The 21638-nt window shown below is 51.7% G+C and carries 21 protein-coding genes; all 21 read left to right on the top strand.

The genetic code is table 11. The annotated features are described in order from the left end of the window. The first annotated feature begins 52 nt into the window (after window positions 1-52). The 21 genes from BLT15_RS08030 (at window position 53) to ylxM (ending at window position 21635) form a co-directional block, all read left to right on the top strand. Window positions 53-1117 carry a Glu/Leu/Phe/Val family dehydrogenase gene (locus BLT15_RS08030; RefSeq protein ID WP_089760525.1) on the top strand — a complete coding sequence of 355 codons (1065 nt, stop codon included), beginning with the start codon at window positions 53-55 and terminating at the stop codon, window positions 1115-1117. Between the two features lie 14 nt (window positions 1118-1131). After that, on the top strand, window positions 1132-2220 hold the full coding sequence (gene buk, locus BLT15_RS08025; RefSeq protein WP_089760522.1) for a butyrate kinase: 1089 nt from the start codon (window positions 1132-1134) through the stop codon (window positions 2218-2220). 26 nt (window positions 2221-2246) lie between these two features. Continuing rightward, window positions 2247-2468 (top strand): 4Fe-4S dicluster domain-containing protein, encoded by a 222-nt coding sequence (locus tag BLT15_RS08020; RefSeq protein WP_089760520.1) that lies wholly within the window; start codon window positions 2247-2249, stop codon window positions 2466-2468. Between the two features lie 48 nt (window positions 2469-2516). Continuing rightward, window positions 2517-3578: a 3-methyl-2-oxobutanoate dehydrogenase subunit VorB gene (locus tag BLT15_RS08015; RefSeq protein WP_089760519.1), complete on the top strand. Its 1062-nt coding sequence runs from the start codon at window positions 2517-2519 to the stop codon at window positions 3576-3578. Between the two features lies 1 nt (window position 3579). Further along, complete coding sequence (locus BLT15_RS08010; RefSeq protein ID WP_089760517.1) at window positions 3580-4326, top strand: thiamine pyrophosphate-dependent enzyme; 747 nt, start codon at window positions 3580-3582, stop codon at window positions 4324-4326. After that, window positions 4327-4863, top strand: a complete 537-nt coding sequence (locus BLT15_RS08005; RefSeq protein WP_234985557.1) for a 2-oxoacid:ferredoxin oxidoreductase subunit gamma family protein — start codon at window positions 4327-4329, stop codon at window positions 4861-4863. Window positions 4864-5001: 138 nt separating this feature from the next. Further along, on the top strand, window positions 5002-6078 hold the full coding sequence (locus tag BLT15_RS08000; RefSeq protein WP_089760515.1) for a M20/M25/M40 family metallo-hydrolase: 1077 nt from the start codon (window positions 5002-5004) through the stop codon (window positions 6076-6078). Between the two features lie 6 nt (window positions 6079-6084). Further along, complete coding sequence (locus tag BLT15_RS07995; RefSeq protein WP_089760513.1) at window positions 6085-6627, top strand: NUDIX domain-containing protein; 543 nt, start codon at window positions 6085-6087, stop codon at window positions 6625-6627. A 230-nt stretch (window positions 6628-6857) separates the two neighbouring features. Beyond that, the gene (locus BLT15_RS07990; protein WP_089760512.1) at window positions 6858-7127 is read left to right on the top strand and encodes a DUF2089 domain-containing protein; all 270 of its coding nucleotides are present in this window, start codon (window positions 6858-6860) and stop codon (window positions 7125-7127) included. Between the two features lie 193 nt (window positions 7128-7320). Continuing rightward, the gene (locus BLT15_RS07985; protein WP_089760574.1) at window positions 7321-8490 is read left to right on the top strand and encodes a phosphopentomutase; all 1170 of its coding nucleotides are present in this window, start codon (window positions 7321-7323) and stop codon (window positions 8488-8490) included. Between the two features lie 40 nt (window positions 8491-8530). Beyond that, window positions 8531-9361: a purine-nucleoside phosphorylase gene (locus BLT15_RS07980; protein ID WP_345788692.1), complete on the top strand. Its 831-nt coding sequence runs from the start codon at window positions 8531-8533 to the stop codon at window positions 9359-9361. Further along, on the top strand, window positions 9348-10652 hold the full coding sequence (locus tag BLT15_RS07975; protein ID WP_089760508.1) for a thymidine phosphorylase: 1305 nt from the start codon (window positions 9348-9350) through the stop codon (window positions 10650-10652). Before BLT15_RS07980 ends, BLT15_RS07975 begins: the two co-directional genes overlap by 14 nt. 37 nt (window positions 10653-10689) lie before the next feature. Further along, on the top strand, window positions 10690-13305 hold the full coding sequence (locus BLT15_RS07970; RefSeq protein ID WP_089760506.1) for a CBS domain-containing protein: 2616 nt from the start codon (window positions 10690-10692) through the stop codon (window positions 13303-13305). A gap of 5 nt (window positions 13306-13310) precedes the next feature. Continuing rightward, window positions 13311-13958, top strand: a complete 648-nt coding sequence (locus tag BLT15_RS07965) for a site-2 protease family protein (RefSeq protein WP_089760505.1) — start codon at window positions 13311-13313, stop codon at window positions 13956-13958. Window positions 13959-13979: 21 nt separating this feature from the next. After that, window positions 13980-14714 carry a segregation and condensation protein A gene (locus BLT15_RS07960; protein ID WP_159429871.1) on the top strand — a complete coding sequence of 245 codons (735 nt, stop codon included), beginning with the start codon at window positions 13980-13982 and terminating at the stop codon, window positions 14712-14714. Beyond that, window positions 14707-15282, top strand: a complete 576-nt coding sequence (scpB, locus tag BLT15_RS07955) for an SMC-Scp complex subunit ScpB (RefSeq protein WP_089760501.1) — start codon at window positions 14707-14709, stop codon at window positions 15280-15282. The genes BLT15_RS07960 and scpB overlap by 8 nt, the downstream gene beginning before the upstream one ends. Before the next feature lie 7 nt (window positions 15283-15289). Continuing rightward, entirely contained in the window at window positions 15290-16051 is a 762-nt protein-coding gene (locus BLT15_RS07950) for a pseudouridine synthase (RefSeq protein ID WP_089760572.1), read from the top strand. A gap of 78 nt (window positions 16052-16129) precedes the next feature. Further along, window positions 16130-19666, top strand: coding sequence for a chromosome segregation protein SMC (smc, locus tag BLT15_RS07945; protein WP_089760499.1), 3537 nt, complete (start codon window positions 16130-16132; stop codon window positions 19664-19666). A 13-nt stretch (window positions 19667-19679) separates the two neighbouring features. After that, entirely contained in the window at window positions 19680-20702 is a 1023-nt protein-coding gene (gene ftsY / locus BLT15_RS07940) for a signal recognition particle-docking protein FtsY (protein ID WP_089760497.1), read from the top strand. Window positions 20703-20783: 81 nt separating this feature from the next. Further along, a complete protein-coding gene (locus tag BLT15_RS07935; protein WP_089760495.1) occupies window positions 20784-21176 on the top strand; it encodes a thioesterase family protein in 393 nt (130 codons plus the stop codon). A gap of 105 nt (window positions 21177-21281) precedes the next feature. Continuing rightward, window positions 21282-21635: a YlxM family DNA-binding protein gene (gene ylxM, locus BLT15_RS07930; RefSeq protein WP_089760494.1), complete on the top strand. Its 354-nt coding sequence runs from the start codon at window positions 21282-21284 to the stop codon at window positions 21633-21635. Window positions 21636-21638: the final 3 nt, after the last annotated feature.

The following is a 21638-nucleotide window of genomic DNA, read 5'->3' as shown; positions in this document are numbered from 1 at the left end:
CCCCGAAACAGCTGATATGGAGAAGACCCAATAATTAAAGGAGGGGTCAAAAATGTCTCAGGTTTTCAACTGGATGGAAGAAAAAGATTATGAGCAGCTGGTCTTTAACTACGATAAAACCTCCGGCCTGAAGGCGATCATCTGCATACATGATACAACTCTGGGGCCGGCTTTAGGCGGCACCAGAATGCTGCAGTATGATACCGAGGATGAAGCCATAAAAGATGTCATGCGGCTGGCAGAGGGAATGACCTATAAAGCTGCCGCGGCTGGCCTGAATCTGGGCGGCGGTAAGGCTGTCATAATCGGTGATGCCGGAGAGGATAAAAGCGAGGAGCTCTGGAGGGCTTTTGGGCGCTATGTCCAGAGCCTGCAGGGAAGATATATCACCGCCGTGGATGTCAACACCAGCGTCGACGACATGGCCATTGTCAATCAGGAGACCGATCATGTGGTGGGACTTCCCAGCATCAGCGGCGACCCATCTCCGGTAACCGCCTTTGGAGTCATCCAGGCCATGAAGGCCAGCGCCGAGGAGGTTTACGGCAGCACCGATTTATCCGGTAAAACTGTGGCCGTTCAGGGCGTGGGCAGCGTCGGTTATTATCTCTGTCAGAACCTCTTTGAGGCCGGAGCAGAGCTGGTTGTTACCGATATCGATGAAGATAAGGCCAAAAAAGTCCAGGAGGAATTTCAGGCTGAGGCGGTCGATCCGGAAGAAATTTATGGAGTGGACTGCGATATATTCTCTCCCTCCGCGCTGGGCGGGGTTATAAACGATGAGACCATTCCGGAACTCAGATGTGATATAGTCTGTGGCGGGGCCAACAATATACTGGCAGAGGATCGCCACAGCAGCATACTCGATGATAAGGATATACTCTATGCTCCTGATTATGTCAGCAATGCCGGCGGTCTCATCAACGTCTACCATGAAATGAAAGGTTATGATCGAGAAGAAGCTCTGGATACGGCGGCCGGGATATATGATAGAATGCGCAAAATATTTAAGATCAGCAGTCGCGATAATATACCAACCCATAAAGCTGCGGACATCATGGCCGAAGAAAGAATCGAAAGAATAAAAAATGTCCGCTGCAATCACATCACCAGATAAAGGCAGGGATTGTTATGAACGACGAGCAAAAAATTCTGGCAGTAAACCCCGGTTCGACATCCAGCAAGATAGCTTTTTTTGCTGGTGACAGTTCCGGCGTGCGGGAGATTATGAGCCGAACTATCGAGCATGATAGTCAGGAACTGGAAAGTTTTGACTCGGTGGTAGAGCAAAAAGATCTGCGGCTTGAATACATCACAGATTTTATCGAAGAATCGGAGATAGAGCTCGAAAACCTCGCTGCAGTCGTCGGTCGGGGAGGGCTTTTGAAGCCGATACCCGGCGGCACCTATGCAGTCAACGAGGCCATGCTTTCCGACTTGAAATCCGGTCGACAGGGAGAACACGCCAGCAATCTGGGCGGCATTCTCGCCTATGAGCTGGCCGAAAAATCCGGGGCAGAACCCTATATTGTCGATCCCGTGGTTGTGGACGAGATGAAGCCTGTAGCCCGTATTTCAGGCATGCCCGAACTGGAAAGACGCAGCATTTTTCACGCCCTAAATCAGAAAGCGGTGGCCAGAAAGTATGCAGCCGAAAAGAACAAAAATTATGATGAGATCACTATCATCGCAGCCCATCTGGGCGGAGGTATTTCGGTCGGGCTGCACGAAAAGGGGAAGGTCACAGACGTGAACAACGCTCTGGCCGGCGAAGGCCCCTTCACCCCCAACAGAGCCGGGACGCTTCCGGCGCTGGATCTGGCCATGTTCTGCCTTTCCAGCGGGCTCGATGAAACGGAAATGAAGCAGAAGCTGACCGGAGAATCCGGAGTGATGGGTTATCTGGGCACCAACGACATGAAAGAGGTTGAAAAAAGAGCAGCCGAAGGAGATGATGAGGCAAAGCTGGTATTTGATGCCATGGTTTATCAGGTGGCCAAGGAGATAGCTTCGCTGGCCCCGGCTGCCGAAGAGCCGGTCGAAGCAATTTTGCTCACCGGCGGCATAGCTCATTCTTCAGATTTTGTCAGCGGGGTCGAAGAACGGGTTGAATTTATAGCTCCCGTTCACCTTTATCCCGGAGAAGAGGAGATGAAATCGCTGGCTGAAGGAGCCAATCGGGTGTTAATGGGACAGGAATCCGCCCGCCAGTACGAATAAATAATCCTTCGAGGAGGAATTTAGCCGTGGAGAATAAAAAAGTTGTGATCGATGATGAATGCTGTAAAGGCTGTGAGCTCTGCACAGATGTCTGTCCGGTCGAAATTATCAGCATGGCCGAAGACCGCATCAACAACCAGGGTTATCATCCCGCGGAAGTCGATGATGAAGATCAGGAGGATTGCACCAGCTGCACTCTCTGCTACCAGATATGTCCCGATGTCTGCATTGAAATTTATAAGGAATAACAGCAGTTAAGCTAAAAAGAATTTATAGAATATGAGGGAGGGTAAAAAATGTCAGAAAAGCTTTTGATGAAAGGAAACGAAGCTGTAGCCGAAGCGGCGATCAAGGCCGGCTGTCGATATTTTTTCGGTTATCCGATAACTCCTCAAAATGACATACCTGAATACATGTCCCGCCGGATGCCCGAGGTAGGCGGCGAATATCTGCAGGCCGAGAGCGAAGTGGCGGCCATCAACATGGTTCACGGAGCGGCAGGTGCCGGTGCCCGGGTGATGACCTCCTCATCCAGCCCCGGTATAAGTTTAAAAGCTGAGGGAATTTCTTACCTGGTGGGCTCGCAGCTGCCGTCGGTGATAGTGAATATGATGCGGGGTGGTCCCGGATTGGGCGGCATACAGCCCTCGCAGTCCGATTATTTTCAGGCCACCAAAGGACTGGCCCACGGCGATATAAAGCTGGGGGTGCTGGCTCCTTATTCAGTGCAGGAGCTGGTCGATTTAACCTATGTCGCCTTCGAGATGGCCGATAAATATCGCAATCCCATGATGATTTTAGGAGATGGAATGATAGGACAGATGATGGAGCCGGTGGAATTCGAGGAAGAAATTGATCCGGATAATCTGCCCAGAAAGGAATGGGCGACCGATGGAACCTCCGGCCGTGATCGCAACAAAATAACCTCGCTCTCGCTCGATGCTTCGGTGCTTGAGGATCTCAATATTAAAATTCAGGAAAAGTACAGCCGGATGCGCGAAGAAGAGGTCCGCTACGACGAGTATAAAACCGAAGATGCCGATATTATTCTGGTGGCCTTTGGCACAACCGCCCGCATCTGTATCAGCGCCATCGATAAGGTGCGGGAAGAAGAAGGCATCAGGGCCGGATTATTTCGCCCTGTAACGCTTTTCCCCTATCCCGAGGATAGGCTCGAAGAGCTCAGCCACGATGCTGAAGAATTTCTAACCGTAGAGATGAACGCAGGTCAGATGTTAGAAGATGTGAAAAGAATCGCCGGGAAGCGCAGGCCGGTTGAATTTTACGGCCGCTGCGGAGGCGTAATTCCTGGAATCGAAGAGATCGCCGATAAGATAAAGGAAATGAGGGGTGAATAATATGGAAAAAGTAGCAGGCAGACCTGAATCTCTTACCGATGAGAATTTTCATTACTGTCCGGGCTGCACTCACGGTATAACCCATCGCCTGGTGGCCGAAGTTCTGGACGAGTTCGATGTCAGAGAGGAGACCATCGGCATAGCCCCGGTCGGTTGTTCCGTTCTGGCCTATGATTATTTTGATTGTGATTTCCAGGTTGCGGCCCACGGACGGGCGCCGGCGGTGGCCACCGGTGTAAAAAGAGTTCATCCCGATAAAACTGTCTTCACCTATCAGGGAGATGGTGATCTGGCTTCTATAGGTACAGCCGAAACAGTGCATGCTGCCAATCGGGGCGAGAACATCACCATAATCTTTATCAACAACGCTATTTACGGTATGACCGGTGGACAGATGGCCCCTACCACGCTGGAAAATCAGAAGACGACCACAACTCAGACCGGCCGCAATAAGGAAAAAACCGGCAATCCCATCAGGATGACCGAAATGCTGGCCGAACTGGATGGGCCGGCCTATCTAGCCCGCGTATCGATGCATGATTCCAAAAATATAAGAAAATCCAGAAAAGCCATCAAAAAAGCCTTCCGTCTGCAGCACGAGAAAAAAGGGTTTACCATGGTGGAAGTTCTCTCCACCTGCCCCACCAACTGGGGAGCAGACCCCAAAAAGGCCATGAAGTGGCTGGAAGAAAATATGCTGCCCAAATATGAACTGGGCATCTTCAAAGATATCGAGGAGGTGGAGTAATTGAAAGAGGAAATCGTAATGGCCGGTTTTGGCGGTCAGGGTGTTATGACCATCGGCCAGCTTCTCTCCTATTCCGGCATGAAGGAGGATAAAGAGGTTTCCTGGATGCCTTCATACGGTCCGGAGATGAGGGGAGGAACGGCCAACTGCACAGTCATAGTCAGCGATGAGATGATTCCCTCCCCCCTGACCGACCATCCCGATTCCGTGATCGTGATGAATCTTCCCTCTCAGAATAAATTTGCTCCCCGGGTCAGGGAAAATGGCCTGGTGGTCACCAACTCCTCCCTTATAGAAAAGGAAGTCGAGAGAGATGAACTCAACGTGATCAAAGTTCCGGCCAACGAGATAGCAGACGATATCGGCAGCGGCAAAATAGCCAATATGGTCATGCTGGGGGCCTATATAGCCGAAAAAGAAATCGTCTCGCTCGCCACTATAAAGGAAAATCTGGAGGACGTTTTTCCCGAGAGATATCATGATCTCATCCCCTTGAATCAGGAAGCTCTAGATCGGGGTTATAATTTGAAAGGTTAAGCTTATTTCCGCGGAAAATTATTCAGTTTTCCCCCGCCCTGCTCAGGGCGGGATTTTTTATCTCATGACCCGGGGGTTACAGGCAGGATATTGCCGACAAGTCGATAATCTATAATTATAGCAGAGGTGAACTAAGCCATGCAAAAAGGTAATGCTGAAAAAATTTTCAAAGAATTGACCGCCCGCAGGTGTGCCCCCCGCCGGGAAGGCGAGCTGGCCCAAAAAATCGTTTCCGAGCTGAACGATCTAAACCTGGAAGTCAAAACTGATGGCGCCGGTGAAAAGATCGGCGGCACCACGGACAATCTGATCATAGAGACCGACACCCGGGCGCCCAAAGATACCCTGCTGGTTGCTCATATCGACGCGGTAAAATCGAAAAAGACAGAACCCATCAGAAGCGACGGTTTTATCAAAAATAGAGCTGAAGGGGCGCTGGGAGCCGATGATCTGGTCGGAGTTTCGGTTATTCTGGCTTTGCTGCGGGCCAGCGGAGGTCATCTGCCTTCCGATCTGGGAATAATTTTTACCGTGGCCGAGGAAATCGGTCTTCTGGGAGCTTCGCTGCTGCCCGGGGAATACGTTAAAAGATACGATCACGCCATAGTTATGGACGGCGAGGCCCCGGCCGGAACCATCTTCTATGAAGAGCCTGCAGCCGGTTTTTTTGCCTTCACGCTCACCAAAAGAAATGGTGGAGAAGAGATGACCGCCCGGCAGAAGATGCTTCTGCGCAGGATCAGGCATTACTGGGAAAAAAATGATCTCTGCGTTGTTTCGCACCTGATCTCCGGCCCCCTGCCGGTCTGGGAGTTTTTTCAGGAGGAAATTCTGATCGTCGGCATCCGGGGAGAAGAGATTTCCCGGATAAATTCGCTCTGGCAGAGAAGGATCAAGGAGCTTCAGCGTCATTTCGGCATCAAAAGATCCGATTTCGTCTCTCGTGTCCTCCATTTTTGCTCCGGTTATAACTTTGAGAGCATACCTCCCTGGCTTTCCAGCCTGAAAAGCTCTCTTCAGAGCACCGGTCTGGATGTCGAATTTCAAAAAAGCAGTCATATCAGCGAGGCCAATAAGATGAGCCAGTTTGGACTGGAGTCGGTCAACCTGGGAATGGGTTACAGTCACGGTCATACATCCCGGGAGAAGCTGGATATCTCTTCGTTAAAGGCTCTGGAAAAAGCGCTGTATTTTTATACGAAAGGAAGTGAATGATATATTATGGATGAAAATAAACTGGAAGAAAAGGGAATTGTCAGTCAGATGGAGTTCGACGGCAGCATCATGAAAGTAAAAAAAGATGAGGTCGAGCTGCCGGACGGCAGCAGGTCAAAGCGGGAGATAGTGGAACATCCCGGCGGCGTTACCATCCTGCCCATAACACCTGCGGGCAATATCTCCTTGATCGAGCAGTATCGCTATGCCGCCGGCGAGGTTCTTCTGGAACTGCCGGCCGGACGATTGGAGCCCGGCGAAGACCCTGAAGAATGCGGCCGGCGCGAGCTCAAAGAGGAGACGGGATATATAGCTGAAAATCTCGAACATCTTTTTTCTTTTTACACCACCCCCGGTTACAGCACCGAATGCCTGCATCTTTTCCTGGCCGAGAATCTGCAGAAGGGAGAACAGGAGCTGGATGAGGGAGAATTTGTCAGGATGGCCGAAGTCGAACCGGATAAGATCAAAGATCTTGTTTTTTCCGGCAGGATTAAGGACAGCAAAACAGCTGTCGGTCTTCTGGCCTTTTTGCAGCTGCAGGATTGATCTGACCTGCCTTTTTTGTTTTCGAAAGTTCGATATACTCTAGATGAATAAATTCAAATATATGATTAAATATATTAACCACAAACTTGACATTTTTCATATAATATAATATAATTTTCATCAAAGAGCATAAGAAAAGACATAATAAGCATCGGAATAAAAAAGAGACAGATGGGATATCAGCTCCTGTAAATTAATATAGCATCTCAAGTCAGCGGGGTGTAAAGATTATGATCGGAAATTGTCCGGTTTGTGGAAAAGAGATGAATGTAACCGCACTCGATTGCAGTAACTGCGATACCACCATCACGGGCAGCTTTTCGCGGGACAAATTCTCCCGATTGAACGAAAAACAGCTGAAATTTGTCGAGGTTTTTATCAAATCGCGGGGCAACATCAAGGAAGTCGAGAGGGAGATGGGGATCTCCTATCCCACCGTCCGCAGTCGGCTGGATGAGGTTGTCGATGTCCTGCAGGACGGGTCCGGGGAAAGCTCCTGAGGCTAAAAATTTTTTCGCCGGCGCAAATTTCAGCAGCATCAGATCAAAGGCCCCTTTTCCTCAGGGAAAGGGCTTTTTATTATGAGTTTCTTTTTATTATGAGTTTAAGGTTTTTCCCTTTCTATAAAAAGCCTTATTCTGATAATAAAAAAATCGGCAGTAAAAAACAGGAGGTTTATATGTGGCTGAAAAAATAGACAGAACCATCATCATAGTGCTCGACAGCGTCGGTATCGGCGCGCTGCCCGATGCCGACCAGTACGGCGATGCCGGAGCTGACACCCTGGGCAATCTGGCCCGGGCTGTGGGCGGCCTCGATCTTCCCGGTCTGAGCCAACTGGGGCTGGGCAGGGTCAAGCCGGTTCCCTATCTGGATGATAATATTTCGGCCCGGGGAGTTTTTGGCAGGATGGCCGAAGCTTCGGTGGGCAAGGACACCACCACCGGCCACTGGGAGCTGGCAGGATTGATCTCGGAAAGACCTTTTCCCACCTATCCCGATGGCTTTCCCGAAGAGGTGATAAAACTTTTCAAGGAGGCTATCGGACGCGATATTCTCGGCAACAAACCCGCTTCAGGCACCGTCATCATCGAGGAGCTGGCCGAAGAACATCTGGCCACGGGTCGGCCTATAGTTTATACTTCGGCTGACAGCGTTTTTCAGATAGCAGCCCACGAGGATATCATTCCCGTGGAAAAGCTTTATGAGATGTGCGAAAAAGCTCGCGAGATTCTCACCGGCGAACATGGAGTTGCCCGGGTGATCGCCCGGCCTTTCGTGGGCGAACCGGGAGAGCTGGAAAGAACCGATCGCCGCAAGGATTTTTCGCTGCCGCCCCCGGGTAAAACGCTTTTAAACAGCTTTGTCCAGGCCCATAAGGAGGTTGTGGGTATCGGCAAGATCATCGATATCTTTGCCGGCGACGGCGTAACAGAATCCGATCACACCATAAATAATATCAAATGCACCGAAGCGGTAATCGATTACATGGATGAGGTTGATTCCGGGCTGATCTTCGCCAATCTGGTCGAATTTGACATGCTTTACGGTCACCGCCGGGATCCGGAGGGTTATTATCAGGCCCTGAAGGATTTCGACGAGAGACTTCCCGATATTTTAGCCAGGCTGAAAAGCAATGATATGCTGGTCATTACCGCCGATCACGGCTGTGATCCCACCTATGAGGGTACCGATCACACGCGAGAATTTTTGCCGCTTTTGCTGGCAGGTGAAAAACTCAAAGCAAATTATGACCTGGGTACCCGCAGCAGCTTTGCCGATATGGCTGCCACCATAGCCGATCTGCACGGCCTTCCCGCCCCTGAAGACGGACGCAGTTTTGCCGGAGAAATTTTGAGCTGAACTATTAAAAAATCAGGAGGTAGTATATATGTCCGCAGAAATCATGGATCAAATCGATGAAGCCGTAAAAGCAGTGGAAAAAGATCTGGAAGAAGAACCGGAGTTTGCCCTGATTCTCGGTTCCGGACTGGGTGTTCTGGCCGATGAGATAGAAGATCCCGTCGTTGTTTCCTACGAAGATATACCTAATTTTCCTGTCTCCACCGTCGAGGGCCACGCCGGCCAGCTCGTCTGCGGCACTCTCGAGGGCCGGCAGGTTGTCACCATGCAGGGCAGATTTCACTATTATGAAGGTTACAGCATGCAGGAGATAGCTCTGCCGGTCAGAGTGATGTCCGAACTGGGCTGTGAGGGTCTGATAGTGACCAATGCCGCCGGTGGGATCAATCGCGATTATGATGCGGGAGATTTTATGGTCATCAGCGATCATATCAACATGACCGGCGATAACCCGCTTCGCGGAGAAAATCCCGACGAGCTCGGCCCCCGTTTTCCCGATATGACACAGGCCTATGATTCTACCTGGCAGGATCTGGCCGAAGATGTTGCCAGCGAGCAGGGAATTAAAACCCGCCGGGGCGTATATGCCGGCATGGTCGGTCCCAGCTACGAAACACCGGCAGAGATCAGAATGCTCGAAACAATGGGAGCAGATGCGGTCGGCATGTCCACCGTTCCCGAGGTTATCACGGCCAATCATATAGGTCTCAGAGTTTTGGGAATATCCTGCATAACCAACATGGCGGCCGGCATTCTCCCCAAACCTCTGAGTCATGAAGATGTTGTCGAGATAGCCGATCAGGTCAGGCCGGATTTCATCAAACTCGTGCGTGCTATTCTGCAGGAGTTCGGTAAACATGAAGATGTATGACATAATCCATAATAAAAGAGAGGGCAAAAAACACTCCGCTGAAGAAATATCCCATCTTATCGAGGGCTATGTCAGTGAGGAGATTCCCGATTATCAGGTTTCGGCCTGGGCTATGGCCGTTTATTTCCAGGGAATGGACGCTGAAGAGACAGCTTTTCTCACCGAAGCGGTTGTCAACTCCGGGGATAGGATAGATCTTTCCCCTCTTTCCGGTACCACAGTCGATAAGCACAGCACCGGCGGTGTCGGCGATACCACCACCCTGGTGCTGGTTCCCCTGGTCGCTGCCGCTGGAGTTCCCGTCCCCAAAATGTCCGGAAGAGGGCTGGGACACACCGGCGGAACCATAGACAAACTGGAGTCGATCCCCGGTCTGGAAGTTGAGATGAGCCGCCGGGAATTCCTGGACCAGGTGGAAAAAGTGGGAGCGGCAGTAGTTGGTCAGACTGCCAACCTCACTCCGGCCGATAAGAAGCTTTACTCGCTTCGCGATGTCACGGCCACAGTGGATTCTCCCCCCCTTATAGCCAGCAGCATCATGGGCAAGAAAATAGCTGGCGGAGCAGACAGCATCGTGCTCGATGTCAAAACCGGCAGCGGCGCCTTTATGCAGAAAATCGAGGCGGCGCGAAAGCTGGCCGAGCTCATGGTCGGCATAGGTAAAGAGCTGGACCGAAAGACGCTGGCCCTGCTCACCGATATGAGCCAGCCTTTAGGCCGGATGGTCGGCAATTCACTCGAGGTAAAAGAAGCCATAAAGACCCTCTCCGGCGAAGGACCGGAGGATTTAGAAAAACTTTGCCTTGAACTGGGAGCTGCCATGCTCAAAGCCGGTGGATACAGCCCCGATCTGGATGAGGCTCAAAGCCGGCTTCAAGACCAGCTCAACTCAGGAAATGCCCGCCAAAAGCTGGCCGAGATTATCGCAGCTCAGGGGGGCGAGGCCGGGGTGGTCGAAGATACCGGGCTTCTGCCTTCAGCGGAAAATGTAGAAAGCTATCGCTCTCCTGCGGGAGGATATATCGCAGACATCGATGCCCGCCGGATAGGCAGGGCAGCCATGCTTTTGGGCGCGGGCAGAGAAACCAAAGAGGACGAGATAGATTATTCAGCCGGTATAGAACTCATGGTCAGCCGGGGCGATCCTGTAGATGAAGATCAAATGCTGGCCAGATTGCATCACGGCAAAAAAGCCGATCTAGAGGAAGCTGAAAAACTTCTCAAAGGCGCTTTTTCGATCAGCGGTCAGCCGCCGGCGAACTTTGATTTTATCATCGATCTGATCGAGTGAGAATGCGGGCGGGGCCAACCGGGAGGCAGCAGAGAATATGGAGATAATAGTTTCGCATGATCATACTGATCTCGATGGACTGGCTGCCATGATAGCAGCCCGCTCGCTATATAGCAGGGCAAAGCCTGTGCTTGTAGGTCGTCTGAGCTCGCTGGCCCGCGATCTTATGGCCCTCTATCGGGGTGCGCTCGAAGTTTATGAGCTTGCGGATATCGATCCTGATGAGGTGACGAGGGTTATAGTCGTGGATACCGCCGACATAAACAGGCTGGGGGATCTCGGCGATCATATAGATCTAAATAAGGTAGAGGTGATCGTCTACGACCATCATCCCCATGACAGCAGCAGTTCGGACTGGATAGATCTGGACATGAGCGAGAATGTGGGTTCTTCCACCACAATTATTGTCAACCGGCTCATCCGCGAGGGAAAAGAGCCGAATCCGGTCGAGGCCACTCTTTTCGCTCTGGGAATTTACGCTGATACCGGCAATTTCACCCATATGAGCACCACTGCCGCCGATCTCAAAGCAGCGGCCCATCTTCTGGATTCTGGAGCCAGAACCAGAATTATCAATCAGTTTTTGGAGGAAAGACTGGACGAAGAACAGCAGCGGGCTTTAGAAAAGCTGCTCAAAGGTCGGCAGGAGCTGAATATAAACGGCACCGGTGTGTCGATTTTTTCCGCCGATTTTTCCCGTTATATAATGGGGCTTAACAAGGTTACCCGCCGCATAAAAAACCTCTACGATCTGGCCAGCATATTTGTGGTGGCCGGCGGCGAGGATAAGGTCGATCTTATCGGCCGCAGCAGCGATGAAGCAGTCGACATCGGACAGATATGCAGCCATTTTCAGGGCGGCGGCCACCCGGGAGCCGGTTCGGCCCGGCTGGATATGTCGCTGGATAGAGCAAAACAGGAACTGATAGAAGTACTGCAGACAGAGATAACCCGCATGAACTGCGTGAGATCGATCATGTCCTCGCCTGTCCGCACCATAAATTCTGAAGCCACCGTGGCTGAAGCCGGCGAGATGATGGAAAAGTACGGTCACAGCGGTCTTATAGTCGTGGATGAAGAGGATGAAGTTGTCGGCATTTTTTCCCGGCGCGATCTGGAAAAGATCATGGAGCATGATCTCATGAATGCTCCGGTCAGGGGGTATATGTCCGATGACGTCGTAACTATCTCGCCTGAGGCAACCATCCGCGATGCCCAGGAACTGATGGTCAAATACGATATCGGCAGGCTGCCGGTCATGGAAGATGAGAAGATGGTCGGCATTGTCACCAGAACCGACGTGCTGGCCTCCTATTACGAAGATGCTTCTCCTCACCATTTCCAGAACCGTTACGGCACCAGCATGGTGGAAATATCCGAGCGCCGGGAGAATGCTGCCAATCTTTTGGATGGGCTTCCCGCCGGGATTCAGAAAATACTGCAGACCTGTTCTCTGCTTTCCGAAAAACTCGATATTCCCGTATATCTGGTCGGGGGCATGGTCCGGGATATGCTCCTGGGCAGGGAAAATCGCGATATAGATCTGGTGATCGAAGGCGAGATCAAATCTTTTCTTCAGGAGCTGGCCGATGAGTTAGAGGCGGAATATCAGTTTCACGAGCGCTTTCAGACCGGCACCCTCACTTTAAGCGGGGAATACAACCTCGATTTAGCCCGGGCCCGTTCCGAGTTTTATCCCAGCCCCGGTGCCCGTCCTCAGGTCGAACAGGCCGGTCTTTTGGAGGATCTTTTCCGCCGTGATTTTACCATAAATGCCATGGCAGTTGAGCTATCCCGGGAGAAATACGGCCTTCTATATGATTTTTTTGGAGCCTGTGCTGATCTCGACAGAAAATATATCAGAGCTTTGCACAGGTTCAGTTTTCTCGATGATCCCACCCGCATAATACGCGGTTTGAAGTACGCTCTCGAGCTCGATTTTCATATCGAAGAGGAGACAGAAAAGTTGATGGATGAAGCTTTAAAGCGAGGAGATTTCTCCCGGCTTAAGCTAAACCGCGTATTCCAGGAGCTCAAGGATTTAGTCCGAAGTTATCATAATCATCAGCGTTTTGCCGCGCTCATGCACAGGCTGCCGGCTTTCAAGCTTCTGGCCTACGATTTCGAGTTTGACCGGGAAAGATGGGAAAGCTGGGAGGATCTCAGCGAAAGTCTTGAATATTTGTGCTCCAGAGACTATAATATAAAGGAATGGGGAGTAAAACTTGCTTTTTTGCTCGAAAATATGCCGTTCGCCTACCGGGACAGGCTTTCCCTATCCGAGGAGGTAGCAGACCTGCTCGATTTTTTGGCCGGGATCGACGATTTTATCGCGGAGCTTGAGCGCGATGATGATCCCGTCTCGCTCAATGAAAATCTCTCCAGACTGTCCCCGGAAAAGCTGGCCCTGCTTTATTTTTTGGCTCCCGACCAAAAATTTCGGGAGACTCTCGAATACTTCGTAGAGGAGCTGGCCGGTGCCGGTCTATCAATAGATGGCAACGATATGCTTGAGCTGGGTCTGGACCCAGGCCCTGCTGTCCAGGAAGTTCTCGATCAGGTCTGGGCCGAATATCTGCAGGGAGGAGTTGCAGGCCGGGAGGAACAGCTCAAGCTGGCTGCCAGGCTTATCCGCGAACGGAATGGAGGTTAAGAAAGTTGAACATGATATTTGAGCTGATTCTGGTGATTCCTATATTGCTCCTGTCGCTTTCGATACATGAATTCAGTCACGGAATGGCTTCATATAAAAAAGGTGATCCCACGCCCAAAATGCAGGGAAGGTTGACCTTAAATCCGCTCTCTCACCTCGATCCTATGGGAGCTTTGGTTCTGCTTTTAACCCGCAGGTTCGGCTGGGCCAAACCGGTCCCGATCAACCCCCGTTATTACAGCAATCCCCGCCGCGATATGATGGTAGTCAGCGTGGCCGGTCCGGCTTCGAACTTCGCTCTGGCACTGATCTTTGCTCTCGCCCTTAATCTTGTCGGCATTTTCGCTTCCGGCCCGCTGGCCATGAGAATGTACGGTCAGTCCGGCGGTCTTTTGATGATAACGGTGCAGTTTCTCTATCTGGCCGTGATAATAAACGTCAGCCTGGGTATATTCAATCTGCTGCCGGTGCCGCCTCTGGACGGCTCGAAAATCCTGCGCGGGGTGCTGCCGCCTTCCTACGATCGATATCTGAATCAGCTGGAGGGCCCTCTGGGCATGATGCTTCTGCTGGTTTTAGCCTTCACCGGCATTCTGGGAGCCATCATCGGACCGATAGTCCAGATGGTTTTGGGGTTGATGGTGTTTGTATAGAGAAAAGCAGGGGGTATGGCCATGGCTTATGAGGTCGAAACCGATAATTTCAGCGGTCCTCTGGATCTGCTTTACCGTCTGATCAAGGATAAGGAGATCGAGATCAATGAGATATCCCTGGCCAGGGTGGCCGATCAGTATCTGGCCTATCTGCGCGCCAGCGATGAGTTCGATCTGGAGGAAGCCAGCCATTTTACCCGGATAGGGGCAGAACTTCTGGAGATAAAAGCCAGAAGTCTGCTTCCTTCCCGATCCTCCGGGGAAAAAGAGGAAGAAAACCCCCTGGTGGCCCGGCTGAAGGAACACAGGCTGGTCAAAGAATTGGCCGGTGAGCTCGATGAATTGAGATCCGGCAGCGGTGTCTACTTCTCCCGTCATCTCAAAGGAGATATCCGGGAGAACCTGCAGCTGCATATCGAATCCGGGCCGCAGGAGCTGTATGAACTGGTTGATGTGGCCTTAAAATCATTCGCCCGCCGCCGGCGGGAGAGAAGAAAAAAGAATAAACTCGTCAATCTGACCCGGGAGAGCATCACCGTTCAGGAAAAAATCAATGAGATGCTCGAAATCATGGAGAAAAGCGATGAGAAATATTTTCTATCCGATTTTGTCACCGGAGGAAGAATGGAAGCCGCGGTAGCGCTTCTGGCTCTGCTCGAGCTCTCATTCAGGGACGCTGTAAAACTGAAACAGAAGCGCAGGTTCGGCAGAATTGCTGTAATTCCCAGGGAAGGTGATCATAAGAAGTATGGATAATAAACTGCAGCCTCTGATAGAAGCAGTGCTTTTTTCCGCCCGTGAACCGATATCGGCCGATCGCATAGCCGAAGAGTTAAACCTGGACAAAAACAGGGTGCTGGAGGAGATCGACTCGCTCGCCGAACATTATCGCCGGGAAGAACACGGTTTGCGGGTGCAAGAATTTTCCGGAGGTTATCTTTTGAGCACCAGCGAGGAGCTCACCGGCAGACTGGAGGAGGTGCTGACCCGGCAGAGACGGGTCAGCCTGAGCGAGGCAGCCCGGGAGACGCTGGCCATAATCGCCTATTTTCAGCCGATTACCCGCTCAGAAATCGAGGAGATCCGGGGAGTGAGCGCCGAGGCCACACTCAATACCCTGCAGAAGCATGATCTGATCTCCGAGCAGGGCAGAAGAGAAAGCCCCGGCCGCCCGATAGAGTACGGCACCACCGACAGTTTTCTTTACTATTTCGGCATCAGCGATCTCTCCCGGCTGCCCCGGCGCGAAGAGGTAAGGGAGAAGATGCTCGAGCCGGGAGAAAAATCTGATCCGACTTCAGAACAGCAGCAGGAGGGAAGCTGAAGTGAAGATGAGGCTGCAGAAATTTATGGCCCGATCCGGTGTCGCCTCCCGGCGGCGTTCGGAGGAGATCATAGCCGCGGGCCGGGTCGAGGTAAACGGCGAGACCGTGACCGAGATGGGGGTCAAAATCGATCCAACCACCGATACTGTCCGGGTGGATGGAGAGAAGCTCAGCCGGGAGGAGCTAAAGTATATCAAGCTCAACAAGCCGACCGGCGTCATTTCCTCGGCCGATGATCCCCGCGGCCGCAAAACCGTTGTCGATTATGTCGATCATCTGCCCCAGAGGCTTTATCCCGTCGGAAGGCTTGATTATGATTCCCGGGGCCTTATTCTCCTCACCAATGACGGTGATCTGACCCATATCCTGACCCATCCTTCCTTCACCGTGACCAAAGTATATCGGGTTGAGATCGCGGGTATATTGACCAGCGAGAGTCTGACCAGGCTGGAGACAGGGATCGAACTGGAGGATGGCCCGACCGCGCCCGCCCGCCTGAGCCAGGTGAAATATAAAGGTGGCAGCACCGTCTTCAAACTCGCTCTGCACGAGGGCAGAAACCGGCAGATCAGGAGGATGTGTAAAGCAGTCGGCCACGAAGTTCAGGATCTGGTCCGATTGAGGATTGGTCCGCTGGCTTTGAAGGATTTGGCCGGGGGCAGCTGGCGTGAGCTCTCTGCTGAGGAAATAAATGAGCTGAATAATCTGAAAAAAGAAAAGCTGGCAGAAGCAGAGAGAGATAAAAATTCCCAGGAAGATGAGCTGTAAAGAAGCTGTAAATCGACCGCCTATCCCGGGATTATCAGGGATGGGTTTTTGTTCTGTTTTGAGGCAGGAGGTATATTTATGCTCGATAAGCTTTATCTGCGTGGTTTTAAATCCTTTGCCGAACCGGTAACGGTGGATTTTTCTGACAGCAGAATAACCACGATCGTGGGTCCCAACGGCAGCGGCAAGAGCAATATTGTCGATGCCATCCGCTGGGTCATGGGCGAACAAAGCCCCAGCGCCCTGCGCGGAAGCAGGATGTCCGATGTTATATTTTCCGGCACCGATGAAAGGCAGGCCCGTTCGGAGGCTGAAGTCAGAATCGTGCTCAATAACGAGTTCGGCAGGCTCGACATAGATGAAGATCAGGTCACACTTTCCCGCCTTGTCGACCAGGAGGGCAGGAGCGATTATTACATAAACGGCGAAGCTTCCCGGCTCAGGGATTTTCAGGAGCTTTTAGACGATACCGGCCTCAATCAGGAGCCCTATTCGGTGGTGGGTCAAAACCGGGTCGAGGCCATTCTGGGCAGCAGTCCGGAAAAACTGCGCGGCATGTTCGAGGAGGCGGCCGGAATAAGCCGCCACCGCCGGCGCAAAGAGGAGGCTGAAAGGCGTCTTGAGAGGACCGAGCAGGATTTGACCAGGGTGGAAGATCTGATCAACGAGCTTAAAACCCGCCTTAAACCTCTGGAAAAGGAAGCGGAAAAAGCCCGGGAATATAAGAGGATTTACAGCCGCATGAAAAATCTCGAAGCCTCCTATCTGGCCGCTACCTACCGGAAAAACAGAAAGCAGCTGGAAGCTCTCGAGGAAAAAAGCATAAAACATAATGAGAAAAAACAGGAGATCGGCTCCCGGCTGGAACAGTTCAAAGATACGAGAGAGGAAATCAAGGTCGAAAAGGAGAAACTCGAGGATGAGCGAGAGGAGCTGGCGGGCGAGATCTTTCAGACCAAAAGCAGAATCCAGGAGATAGATAACAACCTGGAGATTCTCGATGAACGGGAGAAAAATTTAGCAGAACGGCTGAAGGCGGTAAAACGGCGTCTGGACGGGACCGAAAGACGAAAAAAAGAGCAGCGCCGGGAGCTGGAAGAGCTGAGGGAACGTCAAAAAAAGCTCAAAGAAGAGCTGGCCGAAGAAAGTCATCGACAGCAGGAAATTTTGGCCGCCCGGGATAGACTGCTGCGGGAAAAAAGCTTTGTAAAGGCCCGCCTGGAAAAGGATATAAAATTATCAGCTCCGAAAAGAAAAGAAGATCTGGGTCAGAGCAGGGCTGTCTGCAGGGAAAGAATCCGGACCATCGAGGAGCGCATCCGTTCTCTGGAAAGAAAGCTGAACAGCAGTGAGAAAAAAGCCCAAAAACTTTTGCAGGAAATCGGTGAACTCGATCCCCGCCTTACAGCCCTGCGTCGCCGGTATCTTCAGGTCAAAAAGATCGAAGTGGGGCTGGCAGAAAGGCTGGAGAATCTCCGCAGGAGAAAAGATGATCTGACCGGTGAGCTGGAAAAATTGAGATCGGATTATGCCCGCTGCCGCTCACGCTGGCAGGCCCGGCGCCGGGTGGAGAGGAAAGCTGAAGGCTATTACCGCGGCGTGCGCGAGGTGATAAAGGCCGATCTTAAGGGTATTATCGGTCCTGTGGCCAGGCTGATCGAGGCCCCGGCTGAATATGAAAAAGCCCTTACCGTCGGCCTGGGCAGCCGCATGCAGCAGGTGGTGGTAGAAGATACAGATGTCGCCAGAAAAGCCATCGCCTATCTCAGGAAAAATGAATCCGGTCGGGCTACTTTTCTGCCCCTGGACAGAATCGAAGGCCGGTCAATTTTTCCCGAAGAGCTAGGCCTGGCTGGCTTTGAGGGTCTGACAGCGGCAGCTCACCAGGTGGTCGATTATCCCGAATACCTGGAAGATATAGTTCATTATCTTCTCGGACGGGTTTTTATAGCGGACAATATGAAGGCTGCTGTCAACATCTCCCGCCGGACAAATTCGGGGCTGCGGGTAGTAACGCTTAAAGGCAGCATCGTCAATCCCGGAGGCAGCATGACCGGAGGAACCCAGCAGCAGCAGAAAAGTCATCTGCTCAGCCGCTCCCGGGAAAAAAGAGAACTGGCCCGAAAAGCGGCCGCCCTGCGCCAGAAGATGAAAGAAAAACGGTCTGAGATTGAAATAACAGAGGAAAATATAGCTGATATTGCCGGGTTTCGAAGAGGGCGAGAGAAGCTAGCTGCGGCTTTAAAGGAAAAGGGCGAAAAAATTAAAGCAGAGCTTCGCTCCTGCCGACAGGAACATACCGGCCTTAAAGAGGAGATAGAAGAGCTTTTCAAGGAGCGCCTCTTTTTGGGAGCCGACCGCATAAGTCTCAATAACCGGCTGGAGCTCATCGGAGCCAGAATGGAACGCGCCCGCTCCCGCCAGAGGAGAAGGAAAAACATCCGCAATACCTTTAAGTCCCGCCGCGATCACCTGCAGCAAAAACGAGAAGAGATAGATAATCTTCAGCAAAAAACGGAGCTGAAGCTGGCTGGATATCGCGAAAAAATTGCCTCGCTTGCAGAGCAGGGCGATGAAAAAGCTGAAAAAATTGAGGATCTCGATGAGAGGCTGGCCGGGCTTAAAGAAGAGCTGCAGGAATTAAAAGAGAGCGAGGAGGATATCGAAGCGCGAAGAGAGAAGCTGAAAAATAAGCGGAAAAATTCGGCTTCCAGCCTCCAGTCCTGCCAGAAGCGGCAGGAGGAGCTGGAAAAAAATCTGCAGGAACACCGACAGAATTTGAGCCGGCTGGAAAAGAGGATCGAAAATTTTCAGCAGGAGAAAGAGGAGATAGAGGAGAAAATCAACTCGCTCAAGCTGAAGCGGGGAAAGATAGAATCCCAGCAGGAACGCATCCGCGGCCGTCTGGAAGATAAATACGAGCTGGAAGTTGAGAAAGCTTTAAAGGAATTTTCTACCGGTCAGGACTGCGAGGCCCCCCGGGCTGAGATCAAGGAACTGGAAAGCCGGCTCAAAGAGTTGGGCGAGGTCAATACCGGGGCCATCGAGGAATACGAGCGTTTGAGCGAGCGCTGTGAATTTCTCGAGGAGGAGCGTCAGGACCTGCAGGAAGCCCGCAGCTCGATCAAAGGGGTCATCTCCAGTCTGGAAGAGGAGATGGGCGAGCTGTTTCTGACCACCTTTGCCGAGGTAAACGAAGAGTTCGAAAAAATATTCCCCCGGCTTTTCGGCGGCGGAGAGGCTGCCCTGCAGCTCACCGATCGGAATAATCCCCTGACCACCGGTGTCAGCATCAAAGCCCGTCCGCCCGGGAAAAATCTTTCCAGCCTTTCGCTGCTCTCCGGAGGGGAAAAAGCGCTCACAGCTATAGCTCTGATCTTCGCCTTTCTGGAGGTTGAGCCCAGCCCTGTTTATGTGCTGGACGAGATCGATTCCTCTCTGGACGATGCCAATCTCGACATGTTCGCCGGTTATATCAGGGATTATTCCCGCGAAAGTCAGTTTATAACCGTCACCCATCGCAAGAGATTGATGACGGCAGCGGATACGGTTTACGGTATAACCATGGAAGAGGACGGAGTTTCACAGCTGGTATCGCTTCAATATGATGAATAGGAGGTAATCTGTCATGTTCAATTTTTTCGGCAGCGATGATGAAGAGGATAAAACGGAAGAGAGCGAGCAGAATTCAGCAGAGGTCGAGGATGACATTCTCCAGGAAGAGGAGGATGAGCGCAGCCTTTTCGGGCGGCTTAAGGATGGCCTGAAAAAATCCCGCCGGGGTTTTGTCGATAAACTCGGCAGTATCTTCACCGGCCGCAGCGCCATAGATGAGGAACTGTATGAAGAGCTGGAGGAGACCCTGATCAGAGCCGATGTGGGAGTACAGACGACGATGGATCTCATCTCGGAGCTTAAAGATTATCAAAAGGAAGAAGAAATCGAGGAGCCGGAAGAGCTTTACGAGGTTTTTCAGGATCGCATCAGGGAGATACTCCAGGGCGGAGATGATATACTTGTGCCCTGGGACGGGCTTGAGGTTTTGATGGTGGTCGGCGTCAACGGTTCCGGAAAGACCACCACCATAGCCAAACTGGCCAACAGATATAAAAACAAGGGCAATGAGGTGCTTTTAGCGGCCGGCGACACCTTCAGAGCCGGTGCTATCGAACAGATAGAAACCTGGGGCAGGCGCCTGGGCATAGATGTCATCTCCCAGCAGGAGGGCGCTGATGCAGCAGCTGTGGCTTACGATGCCGTTCAGGCAGCCCGTTCGCGTGAGACCGATCTTCTGATAGTCGATACCGCCGGGCGGCTTCATACCCAGAAAAACCTCATGCAGGAACTGGAGAAGGTGCGCAGAGTAATCGGTCGGGAGGCCGGCGAAGAGAACGTGGAGGTTCTTCTGGTGCTCGATGCCACCACCGGTCAGAATGCGCTGCACCAGGCCGAAAAATTCGATGAAGCCGTCGATGTCGACGGGATAGCCCTGACCAAGCTCGACGGCACGGCCAGCGGCGGGATAGTAGTGGCCGTCAGAAATGAACTGGGGCTGCCGATCAGATTTATCGGAGTGGGAGAGCAGGCGGCTGATCTGCAGAATTTTGATCCTGACTCCTTCGTGGAGGCACTTTTTACCGAGGAGGACTGAAAGCTGGGGCAGATAATCCGAGCGAAAGCCTGATTCAGCTCGAAAAACCAGGAAAAAATCAATAACCAGGAGGAGAAAACGATGGAATTTGAACTCGAAGCTGGCAGCAAAAACAAAATCACCCGGAAAGTGGCTGAAGAGATGACGGCCGATAATTTCGGCAGCGGCGGAGTTGAAGTGCTGGCCACTCCGGTCATGGTGGGCTTTATGGAAAACGCCGCTTTAGGCGCGGTCGATTCTCATCTGCCCGAAGGTTATGCCACAGTCGGCTATCACCTCGATATAAAACATCTGTCTCCGACTCCGGTGGGCATGGAGGTTGAAGTTGCCGCCGAACTTGTCGAGGTCGATGATCGTCAGCTAACCTTTGAGGTCAAAGCCAAAGATGAAAGCGATATCATCGGCGAGGGCCGACATATTCGCATGGTTATAGAGAAAGAGAAGTTTATGGAGCAGGCCGGACAAAAAACTTAACACTCATGATTACTACAACGGTGGAAAATAGCCCTTGACAGAGATGCTCTCATACCTTATACTATTCCTGTGTGGCTGGTGTAAAGCTAAACTACTTGACAGCAGGTGATTGCAGTGCTGGAAAAGACGGTAACATTGAGTCAGCTCTTCGATTTTTACGGTGGGCTTTTAACCCCGCGTCAGCAGGAGATCATGAGATATTATTTCTATGATGATTTTTCATTGGGGGAGATAGCCGAAAATCTGGATATCAGCCGTCAGGGAGTACATGATCATCTGCAGAGAGCTGAAAAGCAGCTGCGCGAATTTGAAGAAATTTTAGGGCTTTTGGAGAGCTATCACGATCTGCAGGAGGAGACCGATTATCTTCTGGAGAAATTAAAAGGCGAAAAGCCCATCGTTAGGGAAGAACGCCGAGACCTGATAGAGGCAGTAAAAAGGATTAAAAACTGCCTATAGGGG

The sequence above is a fragment of the Halarsenatibacter silvermanii genome (genome assembly GCF_900103135.1).
GTDB lineage: Bacteria > Bacillota > Halanaerobiia > Halanaerobiales > Halarsenatibacteraceae > Halarsenatibacter > Halarsenatibacter silvermanii.
This window is presented reverse-complemented; position numbering and strand designations above follow the sequence as displayed.